Source organism: [Bacillus] enclensis (genome assembly GCF_001456935.1).
In the GTDB taxonomy this organism is placed as follows: domain Bacteria; phylum Bacillota; class Bacilli; order Bacillales; family Bacillaceae_B; genus Rossellomorea; species Rossellomorea enclensis.
This window is the reverse complement of sequence record NZ_KQ758494.1, coordinates 18,362-35,568: the sequence shown is the minus strand read 5'-3', so window position 1 is coordinate 35,568 and position 17,207 is coordinate 18,362. Positions and strand designations below refer to the sequence as shown.

At 44.2% G+C, this 17,207-nt stretch carries 15 protein-coding genes and 1 other annotated feature; all 15 genes read right to left on the bottom strand.

Annotation, left to right across the window (positions count from 1 at the left end; genetic code table 11):
• Positions 1 to 36: 36 nt before the first annotated feature.
• Complete coding sequence (gene tuf, locus AS034_RS21385) at positions 37 to 1,227, bottom strand: elongation factor Tu (RefSeq protein ID WP_032085269.1); 1,191 nt, start codon at positions 1,225 to 1,227, stop codon at positions 37 to 39.
• Between the two features lie 130 nt (positions 1,228 to 1,357).
• Positions 1,358 to 3,436, bottom strand: a complete 2,079-nt coding sequence (gene fusA / locus AS034_RS21380; RefSeq protein ID WP_032085268.1) for an elongation factor G — start codon at positions 3,434 to 3,436, stop codon at positions 1,358 to 1,360.
• A 49-nt stretch (positions 3,437 to 3,485) separates the two neighbouring features.
• Positions 3,486 to 3,956: a 30S ribosomal protein S7 gene (rpsG, locus tag AS034_RS21375; RefSeq protein WP_032085267.1), complete on the bottom strand. Its 471-nt coding sequence runs from the start codon at positions 3,954 to 3,956 to the stop codon at positions 3,486 to 3,488.
• 44 nt (positions 3,957 to 4,000) lie between these two features.
• Positions 4,001 to 4,423 (bottom strand): 30S ribosomal protein S12, encoded by a 423-nt coding sequence (rpsL, locus tag AS034_RS21370; protein WP_032085266.1) that lies wholly within the window; start codon positions 4,421 to 4,423, stop codon positions 4,001 to 4,003.
• A gap of 98 nt (positions 4,424 to 4,521) precedes the next feature.
• Complete coding sequence (locus tag AS034_RS21365) at positions 4,522 to 4,770, bottom strand: 50S ribosomal protein L7ae-like protein (protein WP_032085265.1); 249 nt, start codon at positions 4,768 to 4,770, stop codon at positions 4,522 to 4,524.
• Between the two features lie 149 nt (positions 4,771 to 4,919).
• On the bottom strand, positions 4,920 to 8,519 hold the full coding sequence (gene rpoC / locus AS034_RS21360; RefSeq protein WP_032085264.1) for a DNA-directed RNA polymerase subunit beta': 3,600 nt from the start codon (positions 8,517 to 8,519) through the stop codon (positions 4,920 to 4,922).
• Positions 8,520 to 8,570: 51 nt separating this feature from the next.
• A complete protein-coding gene (gene rpoB / locus AS034_RS21355) occupies positions 8,571 to 12,128 on the bottom strand; it encodes a DNA-directed RNA polymerase subunit beta (protein ID WP_032085263.1) in 3,558 nt (1,185 codons plus the stop codon).
• A gap of 229 nt (positions 12,129 to 12,357) precedes the next feature.
• On the bottom strand, positions 12,358 to 12,966 hold the full coding sequence (locus AS034_RS21350) for a class I SAM-dependent methyltransferase (protein ID WP_058300084.1): 609 nt from the start codon (positions 12,964 to 12,966) through the stop codon (positions 12,358 to 12,360).
• Between the two features lie 374 nt (positions 12,967 to 13,340).
• On the bottom strand, positions 13,341 to 13,700 hold the full coding sequence (rplL, locus tag AS034_RS21345; RefSeq protein ID WP_032085261.1) for a 50S ribosomal protein L7/L12: 360 nt from the start codon (positions 13,698 to 13,700) through the stop codon (positions 13,341 to 13,343).
• 58 nt (positions 13,701 to 13,758) lie between these two features.
• Positions 13,759 to 14,259, bottom strand: coding sequence for a 50S ribosomal protein L10 (gene rplJ, locus AS034_RS21340; RefSeq protein WP_032085260.1), 501 nt, complete (start codon positions 14,257 to 14,259; stop codon positions 13,759 to 13,761).
• A gap of 42 nt (positions 14,260 to 14,301) precedes the next feature.
• Positions 14,302 to 14,445: a sequence feature (ribosomal protein L10 leader region), on the bottom strand.
• Between the two features lie 51 nt (positions 14,446 to 14,496).
• Positions 14,497 to 15,198 (bottom strand): 50S ribosomal protein L1, encoded by a 702-nt coding sequence (rplA, locus tag AS034_RS21335; RefSeq protein ID WP_032085259.1) that lies wholly within the window; start codon positions 15,196 to 15,198, stop codon positions 14,497 to 14,499.
• A 129-nt stretch (positions 15,199 to 15,327) separates the two neighbouring features.
• Positions 15,328 to 15,753, bottom strand: coding sequence for a 50S ribosomal protein L11 (rplK, locus tag AS034_RS21330; protein ID WP_032085258.1), 426 nt, complete (start codon positions 15,751 to 15,753; stop codon positions 15,328 to 15,330).
• Positions 15,754 to 15,930: 177 nt separating this feature from the next.
• On the bottom strand, positions 15,931 to 16,464 hold the full coding sequence (gene nusG, locus AS034_RS21325; RefSeq protein ID WP_032085257.1) for a transcription termination/antitermination protein NusG: 534 nt from the start codon (positions 16,462 to 16,464) through the stop codon (positions 15,931 to 15,933).
• Positions 16,465 to 16,805: 341 nt separating this feature from the next.
• Positions 16,806 to 16,985, bottom strand: a complete 180-nt coding sequence (secE, locus tag AS034_RS21320) for a preprotein translocase subunit SecE (protein WP_032085256.1) — start codon at positions 16,983 to 16,985, stop codon at positions 16,806 to 16,808.
• A 48-nt stretch (positions 16,986 to 17,033) separates the two neighbouring features.
• On the bottom strand, positions 17,034 to 17,180 hold the full coding sequence (gene rpmG / locus AS034_RS22565) for a 50S ribosomal protein L33 (RefSeq protein ID WP_074440105.1): 147 nt from the start codon (positions 17,178 to 17,180) through the stop codon (positions 17,034 to 17,036).
• Positions 17,181 to 17,207 lie beyond the last annotated feature (27 nt).

Here is a 17,207-nt window from a genome sequence, read left to right as displayed (position 1 = left end):
CGGACAAAATGCCCGCCTGCTTTTGAAAAATCAATACTACTCAGTGATTGTAGCTACTACTCCAGCACCTACAGTACGTCCACCCTCACGGATAGAGAACTTAGTACCTTCTTCGATCGCGATTGGCGCGATTAGCTCAACAGTCATTTCGATGTTGTCGCCAGGCATAACCATTTCTACGCCTTCAGGAAGGTTACAGATACCAGTTACATCAGTTGTACGGAAGTAGAACTGAGGACGGTAGTTAGAGAAGAATGGAGTGTGACGTCCACCTTCTTCTTTAGAAAGAACATAAACTTCTGCTTTGAACTTTGTGTGTGGAGTGATTGTACCTGGCTTAGCAAGTACTTGTCCACGTTGGATATCGTCACGGGATACACCACGAAGCAGCGCACCGATGTTGTCTCCAGCTTCAGCATAGTCAAGAAGCTTACGGAACATTTCTACACCTGTAACAGTAGTCTTTTTAGACTCTTCAGAGATACCGATGATTTCGATTTCGTCACCGACTTTAACTTGTCCACGCTCAACACGTCCAGTAGCAACTGTACCACGACCAGTGATTGAGAATACGTCCTCAACTGGCATCATGAATGGCTTGTCAGTGTCACGCTCTGGAGTTGGGATGTAGCTGTCAACAGCTTCCATAAGTTCGAAGATTTTCGCTTCCCACTCAGGATCTCCTTCAAGAGCTTTAAGAGCAGAACCTTTGATTACTGGTACGTCATCTCCAGGGAAATCGTACTCAGAAAGAAGGTCACGTACTTCCATTTCTACTAGTTCAAGTAGCTCTTCGTCGTCTACCATGTCACATTTGTTCATGAATACAACTAGGTAAGGTACACCTACTTGACGAGAAAGAAGGATGTGCTCACGAGTTTGTGGCATTGGACCATCAGCAGCAGATACTACTAGGATTCCGCCGTCCATTTGCGCAGCACCAGTGATCATGTTTTTAACATAGTCAGCGTGTCCTGGGCAGTCAACGTGTGCATAGTGACGAGTGTCAGTTTCGTACTCAACGTGTGCAGTAGAGATTGTGATACCACGTTCTCTTTCTTCTGGTGCACCATCGATTTGGTCATAAGCCATTGCAGTTCCACGACCATACTTCTTGTGAAGTGTAGTTGTGATTGCAGCAGTTAAAGTAGTTTTACCATGGTCAACGTGACCGATTGTACCGATATTCGCATGTTGCTTGGAACGATCAAATTTTTCCTTACCCATTTGAAAATCCTCCTTTAATTTTAAAAGAAATAAGTATATTGTTTGGTTATTTTCAGAAGTGGATTGCTCCACCCCTGAAAATGTACTAGCTTACAATAGTAGTTATACTTTATAAAAATGAATAAATCAATTATTCACCTTTATTTTTTTTGATGATTTCTTCAGAAATCGATTTAGGTACTTCTTCGTAGTGATCGAAGTGCATGGAGTACGTTCCGCGCCCTTGTGTGTTTGAACGAAGTGACGTAGCGTAACCAAACATTTCAGATAGAGGTACGAACGCTTTAACGACTTGTGCGTTACCGCGTGCTTCCATACCTTCTACACGTCCACGACGGGAAGTGACGTCACCCATGATATCTCCAAGGTATTCCTCAGGGATAACAACCTCTACCTTCATCATTGGCTCAAGGATTACCGGCTTACATTTAGAAGCGGCATTCTTAAGTGCCATTGAAGCAGCGATCTTAAACGCCATTTCAGAGGAGTCAACATCATGGTATGATCCATCGAATAATCTTGCTTTAACATCAACAAGTGGGAAACCAGCAAGTACACCATTTTCAAGTGCATCTTCAAGGCCGGCTTGTACTGCAGGGATGTATTCACGTGGAACTACACCACCGACGATACCGTTCTCGAATTCGAATCCTTTACCTTCTTCGTTAGGTGCGAATTCGATCCAAACGTGTCCGAATTGTCCACGTCCACCAGATTGACGAGCGAACTTACCTTCAACTTTAGCCGTATCACGGAAAGTCTCACGGTAAGATACTTGAGGAGCACCAACGTTTGCTTCTACTTTGAATTCACGTTTCATACGGTCAACGATGATATCTAAGTGAAGCTCACCCATACCCGCGATGATAACCTGTCCAGTTTCCTGGTCAGTGTGAGCGCGGAATGTAGGATCTTCCTCTTGAAGTTTTTGCAGTGCAGTAGTCATTTTATCTTGGTCAGCCTTGGATTTAGGCTCAACAGATAGAGAGATAACAGGCTCTGGGAAGACCATAGATTCAAGAATGACAAGATTCTTTTCATCACATAGTGTATCTCCAGTACTTGTATCTTTAAGACCAACTGCTGCTGCGATATCCCCAGCGTAAACGCTTGAGATCTCTTCACGGGAGTTAGCGTGCATTTGAAGGATACGCCCTACACGTTCACGCTTGCCTTTTGAAGAGTTTCTTACGTATGAACCTGACTCTAAGATACCAGAGTACACACGGAAGAATGTTAATTTACCAACATAAGGGTCAGTTGCAACTTTGAACGCCAAAGCAGAGAATGGAGCATCGTCTGAAGATGGACGAGTTACTTCTTCTTCTGTTTCAGGAACAAAGCCTTTGATATCTTCAACATCAGTTGGTGCTGGAAGATAATCGATAACTGAGTCAATTAGTAATTGAACCCCTTTGTTTTTGAAGGCAGATCCACATACTACCGGATAGAACTCAACAGTTAGAGTTGCTGTACGGATAGCAGCTTTAAGCTCATCATTTGTAAGCTCTTCGCCTTCTAGGTATTTCATCATTAGCTCTTCATCAAGTTCAGAAACTGCTTCAATTAACTTTCCGCGGTATTCTTCAGCTTGATCTTTGTACTCATCAGGAATGTCACGAGCTTCTGCACGAGTTCCAAGGTCATCTTCGTAGAAGTAAGCTTTCATTTCCACTAGGTCGATAATACCTTCGAAATCATCTTCAGCACCGATTGGAAGCTGAATTGGGTGTGCATTCGCTTGTAAACGCTCATGAAGAGTTTTTACAGAGTAAAGGAAGTCAGCACCGATTTTGTCCATTTTGTTTACGAACACAACACGGGGAACCCCGTAAGTTGTTGCTTGGCGCCAAACTGTTTCAGTTTGAGGCTCAACACCAGATTGAGCATCAAGAACTGCTACTGCACCATCAAGTACACGAAGTGAACGTTCAACTTCAACAGTGAAGTCTACGTGTCCAGGTGTATCGATGATGTTGATACGATGGCCTTTCCATTGAGCTGTTGTCGCAGCAGATGTGATCGTGATTCCACGTTCTTGCTCCTGCTCCATCCAGTCCATTTGAGAAGCACCTTCGTGAGTTTCTCCGATTTTATGGATACGACCAGTGTAAAATAGGATACGCTCAGTTGCAGTTGTTTTACCGGCATCGATGTGTGCCATGATACCGATATTACGAGTGTTTTCTAAGGAGAACTCTCTTGGCATGTGGTCTTTCTCCTTCCTTATATGGGTGTGATTTGATTGAAATTAAAGATTACCAGCGATAGTGAGCAAACGCTTTGTTCGCTTCAGCCATCTTGTGTGTATCTTCACGCTTCTTAACAGAAGCACCAGTGTTGTTAGCTGCATCAAGGATTTCGTTAGCTAAACGCTCTTCCATTGTCTTCTCACCGCGAAGACGGGAATAGTTTACTAACCAACGAAGACCTAGTGTAGTACGGCGCTCAGGGCGGACCTCAACTGGTACTTGGTAGTTTGAACCACCAACACGACGAGCTTTTACTTCCAATACCGGCATGATATTTTTCAAAGCTGCATCGAATACTTCCATTGCATCTTTCCCAGAACGCTCGCTGATGATATCAAACGCAGAGTATAATTTCTTTTGAGCTTTACCTCTTTTACCGTCAATCATGATTTTGTTGATTAAACGGGTAACTAATTTAGAATTGTACATAGGATCAGGTAAAACGTCTCTTTTTGCTACAGGACCTTTACGTGGCATGTGATTTCCTCCTTTCAACGAGAAATGAATTTATGATTTGTCGATTATTTTTTAGCTGCTTTAGGGCGCTTAGTTCCGTATTTAGAACGTCCTTGCATACGGCCTTCAACTCCAGCTGTATCAAGCGCACCACGTACGATATGATAACGTACCCCCGGTAAATCCTTTACACGTCCTCCACGGATAAGCACGACACTGTGCTCTTGAAGGTTGTGTCCGATACCAGGAATGTAAGCAGTAACCTCGATTCCATTAGTCAAACGAACACGTGCATATTTACGAAGCGCGGAGTTCGGTTTCTTTGGAGTCATAGTACCTACACGAGTACAAACACCACGTTTTTGTGGAGAAGACAAGTTAGTGTGCACTTTCTTAAAGCTGTTGTAACCTTTGTTAAGTGCTGGTGACTTAGACTTTGTAGATTTTGACTGACGAGGCTTGCGAACTAATTGGTTAATAGTTGGCATTATGTTTTCCTCCCTTCTTACTTGGTAAGCCCACACATCCAGGTGGATCATTTTTGGGTAAAAGTAAAGTTTTTGCAGAGTCGTCTACAAAAACTATTTTACTGTATAATCGCAACAGCTGCTGCTCCAACATCTATTCCGCACGATTTCCCAAGCTTCTTCATAGAATCCACTTTGTTAACCGGTACTTCAAGATCTTCAGCGGCCTGCACTACTTTCGCTATCACCCTCGGATCAGCATCTTCCGCGACGACAACTTCCAGTACATGACCATTCTTCAGAGCTTTCACTGCTTGCTTTGTCCCTACAATAATTTCTTGCGCCTGTGATACTTTTTCATAAGACATTTCATATCCTCCAAAGTAGCAGGTTATTAATAGGAGCAACCTTGAATATATTATCATCTTAAATTTTCAATGTCAACATCGAAATAAAAGATTTATAAAAGCTAACTCTCAGAAAGATGAAATATCCCCTGAGAGTTAGCCTTATTTTATTACTCTACAGTCACTGTCTCTTCCGTGTTTTCTTCAGCGAGGACAGGTTCTGCCTTACGGTAACGCTGCATACCTGTACCAGCAGGAACCAGTTTACCGATGATAACATTTTCTTTCAATCCTAGAAGCTCATCGCGTTTTCCTTTAATTGCAGCATCCGTCAACACGCGGGTTGTTTCTTGGAATGAAGCTGCAGATAAGAAGGAATCCGTCTCAAGGGAAGCTTTTGTGATTCCGAGCAATACAGGTCTGCCTGTTGCCGGGATGCTTCCATCAAGCAATGCTTTTTCATTCGCATCTCTGAACTGATGAATGTCCATAAGAGTACCTGGAAGTACCTCAGTTTCACCAGCGTCGATCACGCGAACTTTTCGAAGCATTTGACGAACCATTACTTCTACGTGCTTATCGCCGATTTCAACCCCTTGCATACGATATACTTTTTGTACTTCGCGCAGCAAGTATTCTTGAACGGCAGATACATCACGTACTTTAAGTAATTCTTTCGGATCGATCGAACCTTCAGTAAGCTCTTGTCCGCGGGCAACTTTATCGTTGACACCGAACTTGAGGCGAGCTGTATAAGGAGCTGTATAGCTTCTTGTTTCGACATCACCTTGGACAGTGATTTCATATTGACGGTCTTTTCCTTCACCGATGGAAGTAATGACACCGTCCATTTCAGAGATGACAGCCTGACCTTTAGGGTTACGCGCTTCGAAGATCTCTTGGATACGCGGTAAACCTTGGGTGATATCGTCCCCTGCAACACCACCGGTATGGAATGTACGCATTGTAAGCTGTGTACCAGGTTCCCCGATGGATTGTGCAGCGATGATACCGACTGCTTCTCCCACTTCTACTTTTTGACCAGTAGCAAGGTTTGTTCCATAACATTTCTCACATACACCGTGGCGGGTGTTACATGTGAATGCAGAACGGATCGAAACGTGTTCGATTCCTGCATCTACGATCATTTTAGCCAAATCTTCCGTGATCAGCTGGTTCTCATCGACAAGAATCTCGTCTGTTTCAGGGTGACGCAATGTCTTGCGTGAGTAACGGCCGAGAAGACGCTCTTCAAGAGGCTCGATGATCTCGGTGCCTTCCTTGATGGAGCCGACGAGAAGTCCTCTGTCAGTTCCACAGTCTTCCTCACGTACGATGACATCCTGGGCCACATCTACAAGACGGCGTGTCAGATATCCTGAGTCGGCTGTCTTCAGTGCTGTATCGGCAAGACCTTTACGGGCACCGTGGGTAGAGATGAAGTATTCAAGGACCGTCAGACCTTCACGGAAACTTGATTTGATCGGTAATTCAATGATACGTCCAGCCGGGTTGGCCATCAGACCACGCATACCGGCAAGCTGAGTGAAGTTAGATGCGTTACCACGGGCACCTGAGTCACTCATCATGAAGATCGGGTTGCGTTTATCAAGGGTAGCCATCAGCTTACCTTGGATCGTATCTTTCGCAGCACTCCAGATCGAGATGACACGGTCGTATCTCTCATCTTCTGTAATCAGACCACGTTTGAATTGCTTCAATACGTTGTCTACTTTACTTTGTGCTTCAACCAGGATCTGTTCTTTTTCAGCCAATACAACGATGTCGGCGATACCGACCGTAATACCTGCTTTCGAAGAATATTTGAATCCTAAGTCTTTCATTTTATCGAGCATCCTTGAAGTTTCGGTGATCGCAAACTTCTTGAATACTTCTGCAATGATGTTTCCTAAGAAACCTTTTTTGAACGGATTGATCAACTCACGGTTTTTAAATTCTTCTTTGATGTCTGTACCAGGCTCTACAAAGTAATGTTCTGGAGTTACTTCTTCCAGGTTCGTCTTTGTCGGTTCATTAATGAACGGGAAGGAGTCCGGCAAGATTTCGTTGAAGATTACTTTACCAACCGTCGTTAATAGCATTTGGCTGTTTTGCTTTTCAGTGAACGTTTTGTTATGAAGTGTGCCTGCATTGATTCCAATACGTGTATGCAAGTGTACATATCCATTTTGATAAGCAAGCAGTACTTCATTTGCATCAGAGAAGACCATGCCTTCGCCGACAGCATCTTCACGTTCAAGAGTAAGGTAATAGTTACCCAGTACCATATCCTGTGATGGTGTAACAACAGGTTTACCGTCTTTAGGGTTCAGGATGTTCTGAGCGGCAAGCATAAGCATGCGCGCTTCAGCCTGTGCTTCAGAAGACAACGGTACGTGGACCGCCATCTGGTCACCGTCAAAGTCCGCGTTGTATGCAGTACATACGAGCGGGTGAAGACGGATCGCACGGCCTTCGACAAGAGTTGGTTCAAAGGCTTGAATACCAAGTCTGTGAAGGGTAGGTGCACGGTTCAATAGAACAGGGTGTTCTTTGATTACCTCTTCTAAAACATCCCATACTTCCGGCTGCACGCGTTCAATCTTGCGTTTTGCACTCTTGATGTTGTGAGCCAACCCTTTTTCAACTAGTTCTTTCATGACAAATGGCTTGAATAATTCAAGTGCCATTTCTTTTGGAAGACCACATTGGTACATTTTCAGGTTTGGACCAACAACGATTACAGAACGGCCTGAATAGTCAACACGCTTACCAAGAAGGTTTTGACGGAAACGTCCCTGCTTCCCTTTAAGCATGTGAGAAAGAGATTTCAATGGACGGTTACCTGGTCCTGTTACCGGACGTCCGCGGCGGCCGTTATCGATCAGAGCGTCTACTGCTTCTTGAAGCATACGCTTCTCATTCTGCACGATGATGCTTGGGGCACCAAGATCTAATAAACGTTTCAAACGGTTGTTACGGTTGATGACACGACGATATAAGTCGTTCAAATCAGATGTTGCAAAACGTCCCCCATCCAGCTGAACCATAGGACGAAGCTCAGGAGGGATGACAGGAAGTACATCAAGGATCATCCAGTCAGGATCATTTCCTGAATTCCTGAATGACTCGACCACTTCAAGACGCTTGATGGCACGTGTGCGTCGCTGACCTTGCGCTGTTTTCAGCTCTTCTTTCAAGAAATCGGCTTCTTTGTCAAGATCGATATCCTGAAGGAGTTTTTTGATCGCTTCTGCACCCATAGCCGCCTGGAACTTCACTCCATATTTCTCACGGTAAGCACGGTACTCTTTTTCAGAAAGCAGCTGCTTTTTCTCAAGAGCCGTATCACCAGGTTCTGTTACTACATAAGAAGCGAAGTAAATGACTTCTTCCAATGCACGGGGGGACATGTCCAAAACAAGACCCATACGGCTTGGGATTCCTTTGAAGTACCAGATATGTGAAACTGGAGCGGCGAGTTCGATGTGACCCATGCGTTCACGGCGGACTTTCGCTTTTGTCACTTCAACACCACAGCGGTCACAAACGACGCCTTTATAACGTACGCGCTTGTATTTACCACAGTGACATTCCCAGTCCTTTGTAGGACCGAAAATACGTTCACAGAACAAGCCGTCTTTTTCCGGCTTTAAAGTACGATAGTTGATGGTTTCCGGTTTTTTGACTTCCCCGTAAGACCACGAACGGATCTTATCGGGGGAAGCTAAACCAATTTTCATATACTCAAAGTTATTTACATCTAGCAAGGGGCCTACCTCCCTTTTAATCTACAGGCTCTAACCCTAATTGCTCTTAATTTATTCCTTTGACCCTACTGTCTCGGATTCTTGCTCATTAGACTCAGATATATTCAGCGTGTCGGCTTGTTGTACTTCTTCTTCGTCTTCCAAGTCACGCATTTCAATCTCTTCTTCGGTGCTTGAAAGGATCTTAACATCCATACCTAAACTTTGAAGCTCTTTGATCAGAACCTTGAACGATTCCGGAACCCCAGGCTCAGGCACGTTTTCACCTTTGACGATTGCTTCGTATGTTTTCACACGGCCGACAACGTCATCGGATTTAACGGTAAGGATTTCTTGCAGTGTATAAGCGGCACCGTATGCTTCAAGTGCCCATACCTCCATCTCACCGAAACGCTGTCCGCCGAATTGAGCTTTACCGCCCAGCGGCTGCTGCGTAACAAGTGAGTAAGGACCGGTAGAACGAGCGTGAAGCTTGTCATCGACCATGTGGGCAAGTTTGATCATGTACATGATTCCAACTGACACACGGTTATCAAACGGTTCACCTGTTCTTCCGTCGTAAAGAACGGTTTTGGCATCGCGTGCCATACCTGCTTCTTCGATCGTATCCCAGACATCTTCCTCACGCGCTCCATCAAATACAGGTGAAGCGACATGGATGCCCAGATATCTTGCTGCCATACCAAGGTGAAGCTCAAGCACCTGACCGATGTTCATACGTGATGGAACCCCAAGCGGGTTAAGCATGATATCGATCGGTGTGCCATCAGGAAGATAAGGCATATCTTCTTCAGGCAGAATCTTAGAGATAACACCTTTGTTACCATGTCGTCCGGCCATCTTGTCACCTTCAGAAATCTTACGCTTCTGAACAATGTAGACACGGACAAGCTGGTTCACACCAGGAGGCAGCTCGTCGCCGTCTTCACGATTGAAGACTTTGACATCGAGGATAATCCCGCCGCCGCCGTGAGGCACTCGCAGGGAAGTATCCCTTACTTCACGGGCTTTCTCACCAAAGATCGCATGTAATAAGCGTTCTTCAGCTGTCAGCTCCGTTACACCTTTAGGCGTTACTTTACCAACAAGCAAGTCGCCATCTTTTACTTCTGCACCGATGCGGATGATTCCGCGTTCGTCAAGGTTGCGCAAAGCATCTTCCCCGACGTTCGGGATATCACGTGTGATCTCTTCCGGTCCGAGCTTCGTATCACGGGACTCAGACTCATATTCTTCAATATGGATGGAAGTATAGACATCGTCTTTCACAAGACGCTCACTCATGATAATCGCATCTTCATAGTTGTAACCGTCCCATGTCATGAAACCAACCATTACGTTGCGTCCCAAGGCTAATTCGCCTTTCTCCATTGAAGGACCGTCAGCAAGGATTTCACCTTTCACTACGCGGTCGCCTTCACTTACGATCGGACGCTGGTTGTAGCAGGTTCCCTGGTTGGAACGGATATATTTTTGCATACGATACTTATCGAGGTCACCTTTTACTTCCTGACCGTCAATTTCTTTCACACGGCGGACCCAAACTTGTTTCGCCTCAACTTTTTCGACAATACCTTCATACTTACAGATGACTGCAGCTCCGGAATCTTTAGCCGATACGTGTTCCATACCGGTTCCGACAAGCGGTGATTCAGGATTTAAAAGAGGCACTGCCTGACGCTGCATGTTCGCTCCCATCAGGGCACGGTTGGAGTCATCGTTTTCCAAGAAAGGAATACATGCTGTCGCAGCTGATACTACTTGTTTAGGAGATACATCCATGTAGTCGATGCGGTCACGTCTCATAGCCGTGTTCTCACCGCGGAAACGCGCGATTACTTCCTCATCAAGGAATGAACCGTCGTCGCCCAGACGTGCGTTCGCCTGTGCCACTACATAGTTATCTTCTTCATCTGCCGTTAAGTAATCGATACGGTCGGTAACTTTGCCCGTATCAGGATCTACACGGCGGTAAGGTGTTTCGATGAAACCGAATTTATTCACTTTCGCAAATGAAGAAAGTGAGTTGATCAGTCCGATGTTCGGACCCTCTGGTGTTTCGATCGGACACATACGGCCGTAGTGGGAATAGTGAACGTCACGCACTTCGAATCCGGCACGTTCACGAGTAAGACCACCAGGTCCGAGTGCTGACAGACGGCGCTTATGCGTCAATTCCGCAAGCGGGTTCGTCTGGTCCATGAATTGAGAAAGCTGTGAGCTTCCAAAGAATTCTTTCATCGATGCGATAACCGGACGAATGTTGATCAGCTGCTGAGGAGTGATCGTATTCGTATCCTGGATGGACATTCTTTCACGAACGACACGCTCCATACGGGAAAGACCGATACGGAACTGGTTCTGAAGCAATTCGCCAACCGAACGTAAACGACGGTTGCCCAGGTGATCAATATCATCTGTAAATCCTACTCCATGCAATAAATTGAAGAAATAAGAGATGGATGAAATGATGTCAGCAGGTGTGATGTATTTGACTTCCTCTTCTACATACGCGTTGCTGATTACATTAATCTCTTGTTCTCCTTCTTCATTAGGAGAGTAGATTTTGATAGATTGGAGAGTCACATCATCCTCCAACACTCCGCCGGACTGCTGATAAGTCTTGAAGCCGATACCTTCTTCTAAATAAGGGATGACTTTGTCTAGAGTACGACGGTCCAGAACCGTGCCCTTCTCTGCAAGAATCTCGCCCGTTTCCGGATCTGCAAGAGTTTCTGCTAGAGTCTGACCGAATAAACGGTTCTTAATGTGAAGCTTTTTATTCATCTTATAACGTCCAACGTTTGCCAAGTCATAACGCTTTGGATCAAAGAAACGTGAAACGAGTAAACTTTTAGCATTTTCTACTGTAGGAGGTTCTCCCGGACGCAGACGCTCGTAGATTTCGAGCAATGCTTTGTCGATACCTTCCGTATTGTCTTTCTCGAGCGTGTTACGAATGTACTCATTGTCACCGACCAGATCGATGATTTCTTGATCAGAGCCAAACCCAAGGGCACGTAAAAGAACCGTTACCGGCAGTTTGCGAGTTCGATCAATTCGCACATAAACAACATCTTTTGCATCTGTTTCATACTCAAGCCAAGCTCCGCGGTTTGGTATAACGGTAGCAGTAAACCCTTTCTTTCCGTTCTTATCTACTTTTCCGCTGAAATACACACTAGGTGAACGTACAAGCTGAGAAACGATTACACGTTCAGCTCCGTTAATGACAAAAGTACCTGTATCTGTCATAAGCGGGAAGTCACCCATAAATACGTCTTGATCTTTCACTTCTCCAGTTTCCTTATTCACAAGACGGACTTTCACCCTAAGCGGCGCAGAGTAAGTTACATCTCTTTCCTTTGATTCTTCCACCGAGTACTTTGGCTCTCCCAGACTATAATCAATAAATTCCAAAGAGAGATTACCAGTGAAGTCCTCAATCGGAGAAATGTCACGGAACATTTCTCTTAACCCCTCATCAAGAAACCATTGATACGAGGAAGTTTGAATTTCGATTAAATTCGGCAATTCTAAAACTTCACTGATACGCGCAAAACTTCTGCGTTGGCGGTGTCGTCCATACTGAACTAGTTGACCTGTCAACTGATTCACCCCTCAAATCAAGCGTTTTGGTTGTGTCTATATGTCTAAGACAGAATGCACTCTGTCCAAGACAAAAAGAAAAAGGGTTTTAATGATAAAACCTCATTTTCATATGACGAACTATTATTTTATAATCTTTTCCAATTTATCCAATATGTATACATATGGACACAATACCGGAAAATAATATTTTTGCATTTTATAATGTTATCATAGCGGATTAGCTACGTCAACGGATTTCTTTTACCGATCTCAGAATGTAGTAACCTTTTTTTCTTGCAGCGATTTCTACATTCGAGAACAATTCTTCCATTTTATCCATGGCGGATGGAGCACCCTGCTTCTTCTGAATAACGACCCATAATTCACCTTTATCCGCCAGATGGTCATAGCTTCCTGAAAGGATGGAATGAACGGTATCTTTCCCCGCCCTGATAGGCGGATTTGTAAGGATTGCCGCAAAGCCCTTCTCTTTAACATTTTGATAGCGGTCGCTTTGGTAGATGCTCACGTTTTCCACGCCGTTAGCTTTCGCGTTTTCACCCGCAAGCGAAAGGGCTCTTTCGTTAACATCGACCATATGAATCGTGCGGTCACCAAAATCTTTCGCCAAAGCAAGGCCAATCGGTCCGTAACCGCACCCGACATCGAGCAATGCACCTTTTGTCTCCGGCAGTACGAAGTTTTCGATCAACGTCCTTGAACCGAAATCCACTTCCTTTTTCGAAAAGACTCCCTGATCCGTCTTGAACCGAAAGGAATGCCCGCGCAATTCAAATTGAATGCTTTGAGGATTACTTTCCACTTCCGGCTTGCTGGAATAGTAGTGATTAGTCATTATTACACCTCCATCTTTCATGTACTTAAAGTAAGAATGCATTTAAGCCTGCATCAATTAATTTAAGTGAATAGCAGCTGTTGGTTGGAGTGCAAGACGCAGACTCCTAATAGAAATGCGGAAGGGCTTTGTACAGAGGCGGGTGGCATAAGACGGACCGGCCTGGAAGGCGCTCTTTGCCTTCTTGGTCGGTTTGGCTTATGACATGTGCCTCTAAGCCCTGCAGCTAGACAGTTCCTACCTTAACCGAGGAGGCTCACCAGCCGCCCGCGGAAAGCGAAGTCTTGCACGGAAACCTACAGCGGCAGTATAAAGTGATAACCAAAAGAAGAAAAAAGCCCGCTTATAAAGCGAGCTTTTCTTCTATGCGGTTATTACTTAACTTCTACGCCAGCGCCAACTTCTTCAAGTTTAGCTTTAAGCTCTTCAGCTTCTTCTTTAGAAATGCCTTCTTTAAGAGCTTTTGGAGTGTTGTCAACAAGTTCTTTCGCTTCTTTAAGTCCAAGACCTGTGATTTCACGAACAACTTTGATAACTTTGATCTTTTGAGAACCAGCGCTCTCAAGAACAACGTCAAATTCAGTTTTTTCAGCAGCAGCTTCTGCTCCGCCACCAGCTACAGCTACAGGTGCAGCAGCAGTTACTCCGAATTCTTCTTCGATAGCTTTTACTAGATCGTTCAGTTCAAGAACGGACATTTCTTTAATCGCATCAATGATTTGCTCTTTACTCATTTTAAATTTCCTCCTTAGTGTGTTGGTACTTTTTATTATTTAAGCGACTCTGTTTAACTTACGCGCCTTGTTCTTCTTTTTGGTCTGCAACGGCTTTTGTTGCCAATGCGAAGTTGCGCATTGGAGCTTGAAGCACGCTGAGTAGCATAGAAAGAAGTCCTTCGCGGCTTGGAAGTTCAGCGATAGCTTTAACATCTTCAACAGATGTGATTGTTCCTTCGATAACACCAGCTTTGATTTCAAGTGCTTCGTGATCTTTAGCGAAGTTATTAAGGATCTTGGCAGGAGCTACAACTTCTTCCGTACTGAACGCGATTGCGTTTGGACCAGTTAGGAATTCGTTTAACCCTTCAAGACCAGCTTCTGCTGCCGCACGACGAGTCATAGTGTTTTTGTACACTTTGAAGTCGATGCCAGCGTCACGAAGTTGTTTACGAAGCTCAGTTACTTCAGAAACATCAAGGCCACGGTAATCTACAATGATTGTAGATACACTGTTCTTTAGCTTGTCAGAGATTTCTCCAACGATGTGTTGCTTTTGTTCTAGAATGCTGCTCATCATTACACCTCCTGTAGATTGACTGATGAACATTTATACCGTCATCCAATAAAAAATGCCCTTATATCAAGGTAGACATAAGGGCATCGCTAACACGCACAGGGCGCATTTTTTATCGCAATTACCTCGGCGGGAAATTAAGCTCCGGGGAGCACCAGCTGTCTACGGTACAAATGTATTCGTTTTTTAACAACAGAACTAATTATAATGATTAGTTCATGTTAAGTCAATACCAAATTATGCCTTAACTGCGAAAGTTGAAGGATCAACTTTAACACCAGGACCCATAGTTGAAGTAACAGCGACGTTCTTCATGTAAGTTCCTTTAGCTGCAGAAGGTTTAGCTTTAAGCATTGTGTCGTACATAGTTGTGAAGTTCTCAACTAATTTTTCGCTGTCGAAAGAGATCTTTCCAACAGGAACGTGTACGTTGCCAGCTTTATCAGCACGGTATTCTACTTTACCAGCTTTGATTTCGTTAACAGCTTTTTCGACGTCGAAAGTAACTGTTCCAGTTTTAGGGTTTGGCATTAAGCCTTTAGGTCCCAATACGCGTCCAAGCTTACCAACTTCACCCATCATGTCCGGAGTTGCAACGATTACGTCGAACTCGAACCATCCTTGTTGGATTTTGTTGATCATGTCCGCATCGCCAACGTAGTCAGCACCAGCAGCTTCTGCTTCTTTTGCTTTTTCACCTTTAGCGAATACAAGGACTTTTTGAGTTTTACCAGTACCGTGAGGAAGCACGACTGCTCCACGGATCTGCTGGTCATTCTTACGAGTATCTACACCTAAGCGGAACGCCACTTCTACAGTTGCGTCAAACTTAGCGATGTTTGTTTTCTTAACTAGTTCGATTGCTTCTTCAACTGAATAAGCTGTAGTACGATCTACAAGCTTTTGAGCTTCAAGAAACTTTTTACCTTTTTTAGCCATTTTTAAAATTTCCTCCTCGATGTGGTTTTAGCGGAATAACCTCCCACGAAATAAGGTTGCGAGAGTGAAACAGTACATTTCATCATCGCAACCTCGTTCAACAGGAACATTCAATTGAGCGAAGCTGGATTAGTCTTCGATGACGATACCCATGCTGCGCGCAGTTCCTTCTACCATGCGCATAGCTGATTCAACGCTAGCTGCATTTAAGTCAGGCATTTTTGTTTCAGCAATTTCACGTACTTTATCGCGTTTAAGTGTTGCCACTTTTTTGCTGTTAGGTTCGCCTGAACCAGACTCGATACCAGCAGCTTTCTTAAGAAGAACAGCAGCAGGTGGAGTTTTTGTGATGAATGTAAATGAACGGTCTTCAAAAACCGTGATTTCAACAGGAATGATTAAGCCAGCTTGATCTGCTGTACGAGCATTGAATTCCTTACAGAATCCCATGATGTTAACACCTGCTTGACCTAATGCAGGACCAACCGGTGGAGCTGGATTAGCTTTACCCGCAGGAATCTGCAATTTAACCATTTTGATAACTTTTTTAGCCACGAGACACACCTCCTTAAGTCCGTGATGTGGTTATTGGGTTTTTCACCCTCCCACTCAAATGTAAAAAATGTCTTTATCAAACATAAAGAACGTTTATTAGTTTCAGTATCTCTTGTCGAGACGCACTGACTTATGAAATATTATCACTTTTTTTGAGTGATTTCAAGTTCTTTTCCATTATAATTTATCAATTTGAGAGAAATCAAGTTCTACCGGGGTATCCCGTCCGAACATATTCACATGGACTTTCACTTTTGATTTAGCCGAATCGATCTCTTCGATTGTTCCTGTGAAGTTGGCAAACGGCCCTTCGTTCACTTTTACCGTCTCACCCAATTCGAAGTCTATTTCAACTTTCTTGTCGGCCATACCCATTTGTTTCAAGAGATATGTCGCTTCTTCCGGAAGCAGCGGCGTAGGCTTTGATCCCGATCCTGTTGAACCGACGAAACCTGTCACTCCCGGGGTATTGCGGACTACATACCATGAATCATCCGTCATGACGATCTCAACGATGACATAGCCTGGGAATACTTTCTTTTTCACTACTTTTTTCTTACCGTTCTTAATATCCGTCTCTTCTTCTTCAGGTACGAGTACGCGGAAGATCTTATCCTGCATCCCCATTGATTCAACACGCTTCTCAAGGTTCGCTTTGACCTTGTTCTCATACCCTGAATAAGTATGGACTACATACCAGTTTTTCTCCATCTGATAGGACTTAGCGTCCGTCCCTCCTCGCTATTTAAAGAATACTCTCTGACTTTTTTCTCCAAATGAAAAAACCCGTAAAAGTGAACGGGCTTAAAGGTCATGTACTCTATTAATGTTCATTATACCATGCTTTGGCATGTTATATACAACTAATTCTATCTTTCTATCGGGCTCATTTCGAATACTTTATTGCTTTGCACCCGTGTAAATGCCTGAACTTGGGTATCTACGGCTTGTCCGTCCGTCTTTCATTTGAACTTGAGTTCAAAAAGAGCACGCCCACAAGCTATATTCAGGCTGCAAGCAAATTTAAAAGCAACAACCTTATAGAAAACAGCCTATTTAGAACCGATGATCAGACGCATCAATTCGGAAATGCCTAAATCGATCACGGCAAAGAATAGAGCAACGAATACAACCGTCGTGATAACAGTGATCGTGTAGCGCGTTAATTCTTTACGTTTCGGCCAGCTGACCTTTCTCATCTCTGATGCAACATTGCGAAAGAAATTAACCATCCTTTTGTAACCTCCAACTTATATCAATACGCAGGACTTTCCACCCGCCTATTTCGTTTCTCTGTGCAGGGTGTGAGCATTGCATGTATTGCAGAACTTCTTCAATTCCAGCCTCACCGATTGATTGCGGTTACTTGGAACACTGTAATTTCTGGAACCGCACACCGAACAGGCCAGTACTAGTTTAGCAGTCATATCATTCACCTAAAATTCACATAGTAA

What these genes read in the sequence shown, in the direction of transcription:
- rplL (WP_032085261.1), bottom strand. Translation starts at nt 13,700, where the DNA reads ATGAGTAAAGAGCAAATCATTGATGCGATTAAAGAAATGTCCGTTCTT.
- nusG (WP_032085257.1), bottom strand. Translation starts at nt 16,464, where the DNA reads ATGGAGAAAAACTGGTATGTAGTCCATACTTATTCAGGGTATGAGAAC.
- rpsG (WP_032085267.1), bottom strand. Translation starts at nt 3,956, where the DNA reads ATGCCACGTAAAGGTCCTGTAGCAAAAAGAGACGTTTTACCTGATCCT.
- secE (WP_032085256.1), bottom strand. Translation starts at nt 16,985, where the DNA reads ATGGTTAATTTCTTTCGCAATGTTGCATCAGAGATGAGAAAGGTCAGC.
- tuf (WP_032085269.1), bottom strand. Translation starts at nt 1,227, where the DNA reads ATGGGTAAGGAAAAATTTGATCGTTCCAAGCAACATGCGAATATCGGT.
- rplJ (WP_032085260.1), bottom strand. Translation starts at nt 14,259, where the DNA reads ATGAGCAGCATTCTAGAACAAAAGCAACACATCGTTGGAGAAATCTCT.
- fusA (WP_032085268.1), bottom strand. Translation starts at nt 3,436, where the DNA reads ATGCCAAGAGAGTTCTCCTTAGAAAACACTCGTAATATCGGTATCATG.
- rpsL (WP_032085266.1), bottom strand. Translation starts at nt 4,423, where the DNA reads ATGCCAACTATTAACCAATTAGTTCGCAAGCCTCGTCAGTCAAAATCT.
- AS034_RS21365 (WP_032085265.1), bottom strand. Translation starts at nt 4,770, where the DNA reads ATGTCTTATGAAAAAGTATCACAGGCGCAAGAAATTATTGTAGGGACA.
- rpmG (WP_074440105.1), bottom strand. Translation starts at nt 17,180, where the DNA reads ATGACTGCTAAACTAGTACTGGCCTGTTCGGTGTGCGGTTCCAGAAAT.
- rplA (WP_032085259.1), bottom strand. Translation starts at nt 15,198, where the DNA reads ATGGCTAAAAAAGGTAAAAAGTTTCTTGAAGCTCAAAAGCTTGTAGAT.
- AS034_RS21350 (WP_058300084.1), bottom strand. Translation starts at nt 12,966, where the DNA reads ATGACTAATCACTACTATTCCAGCAAGCCGGAAGTGGAAAGTAATCCT.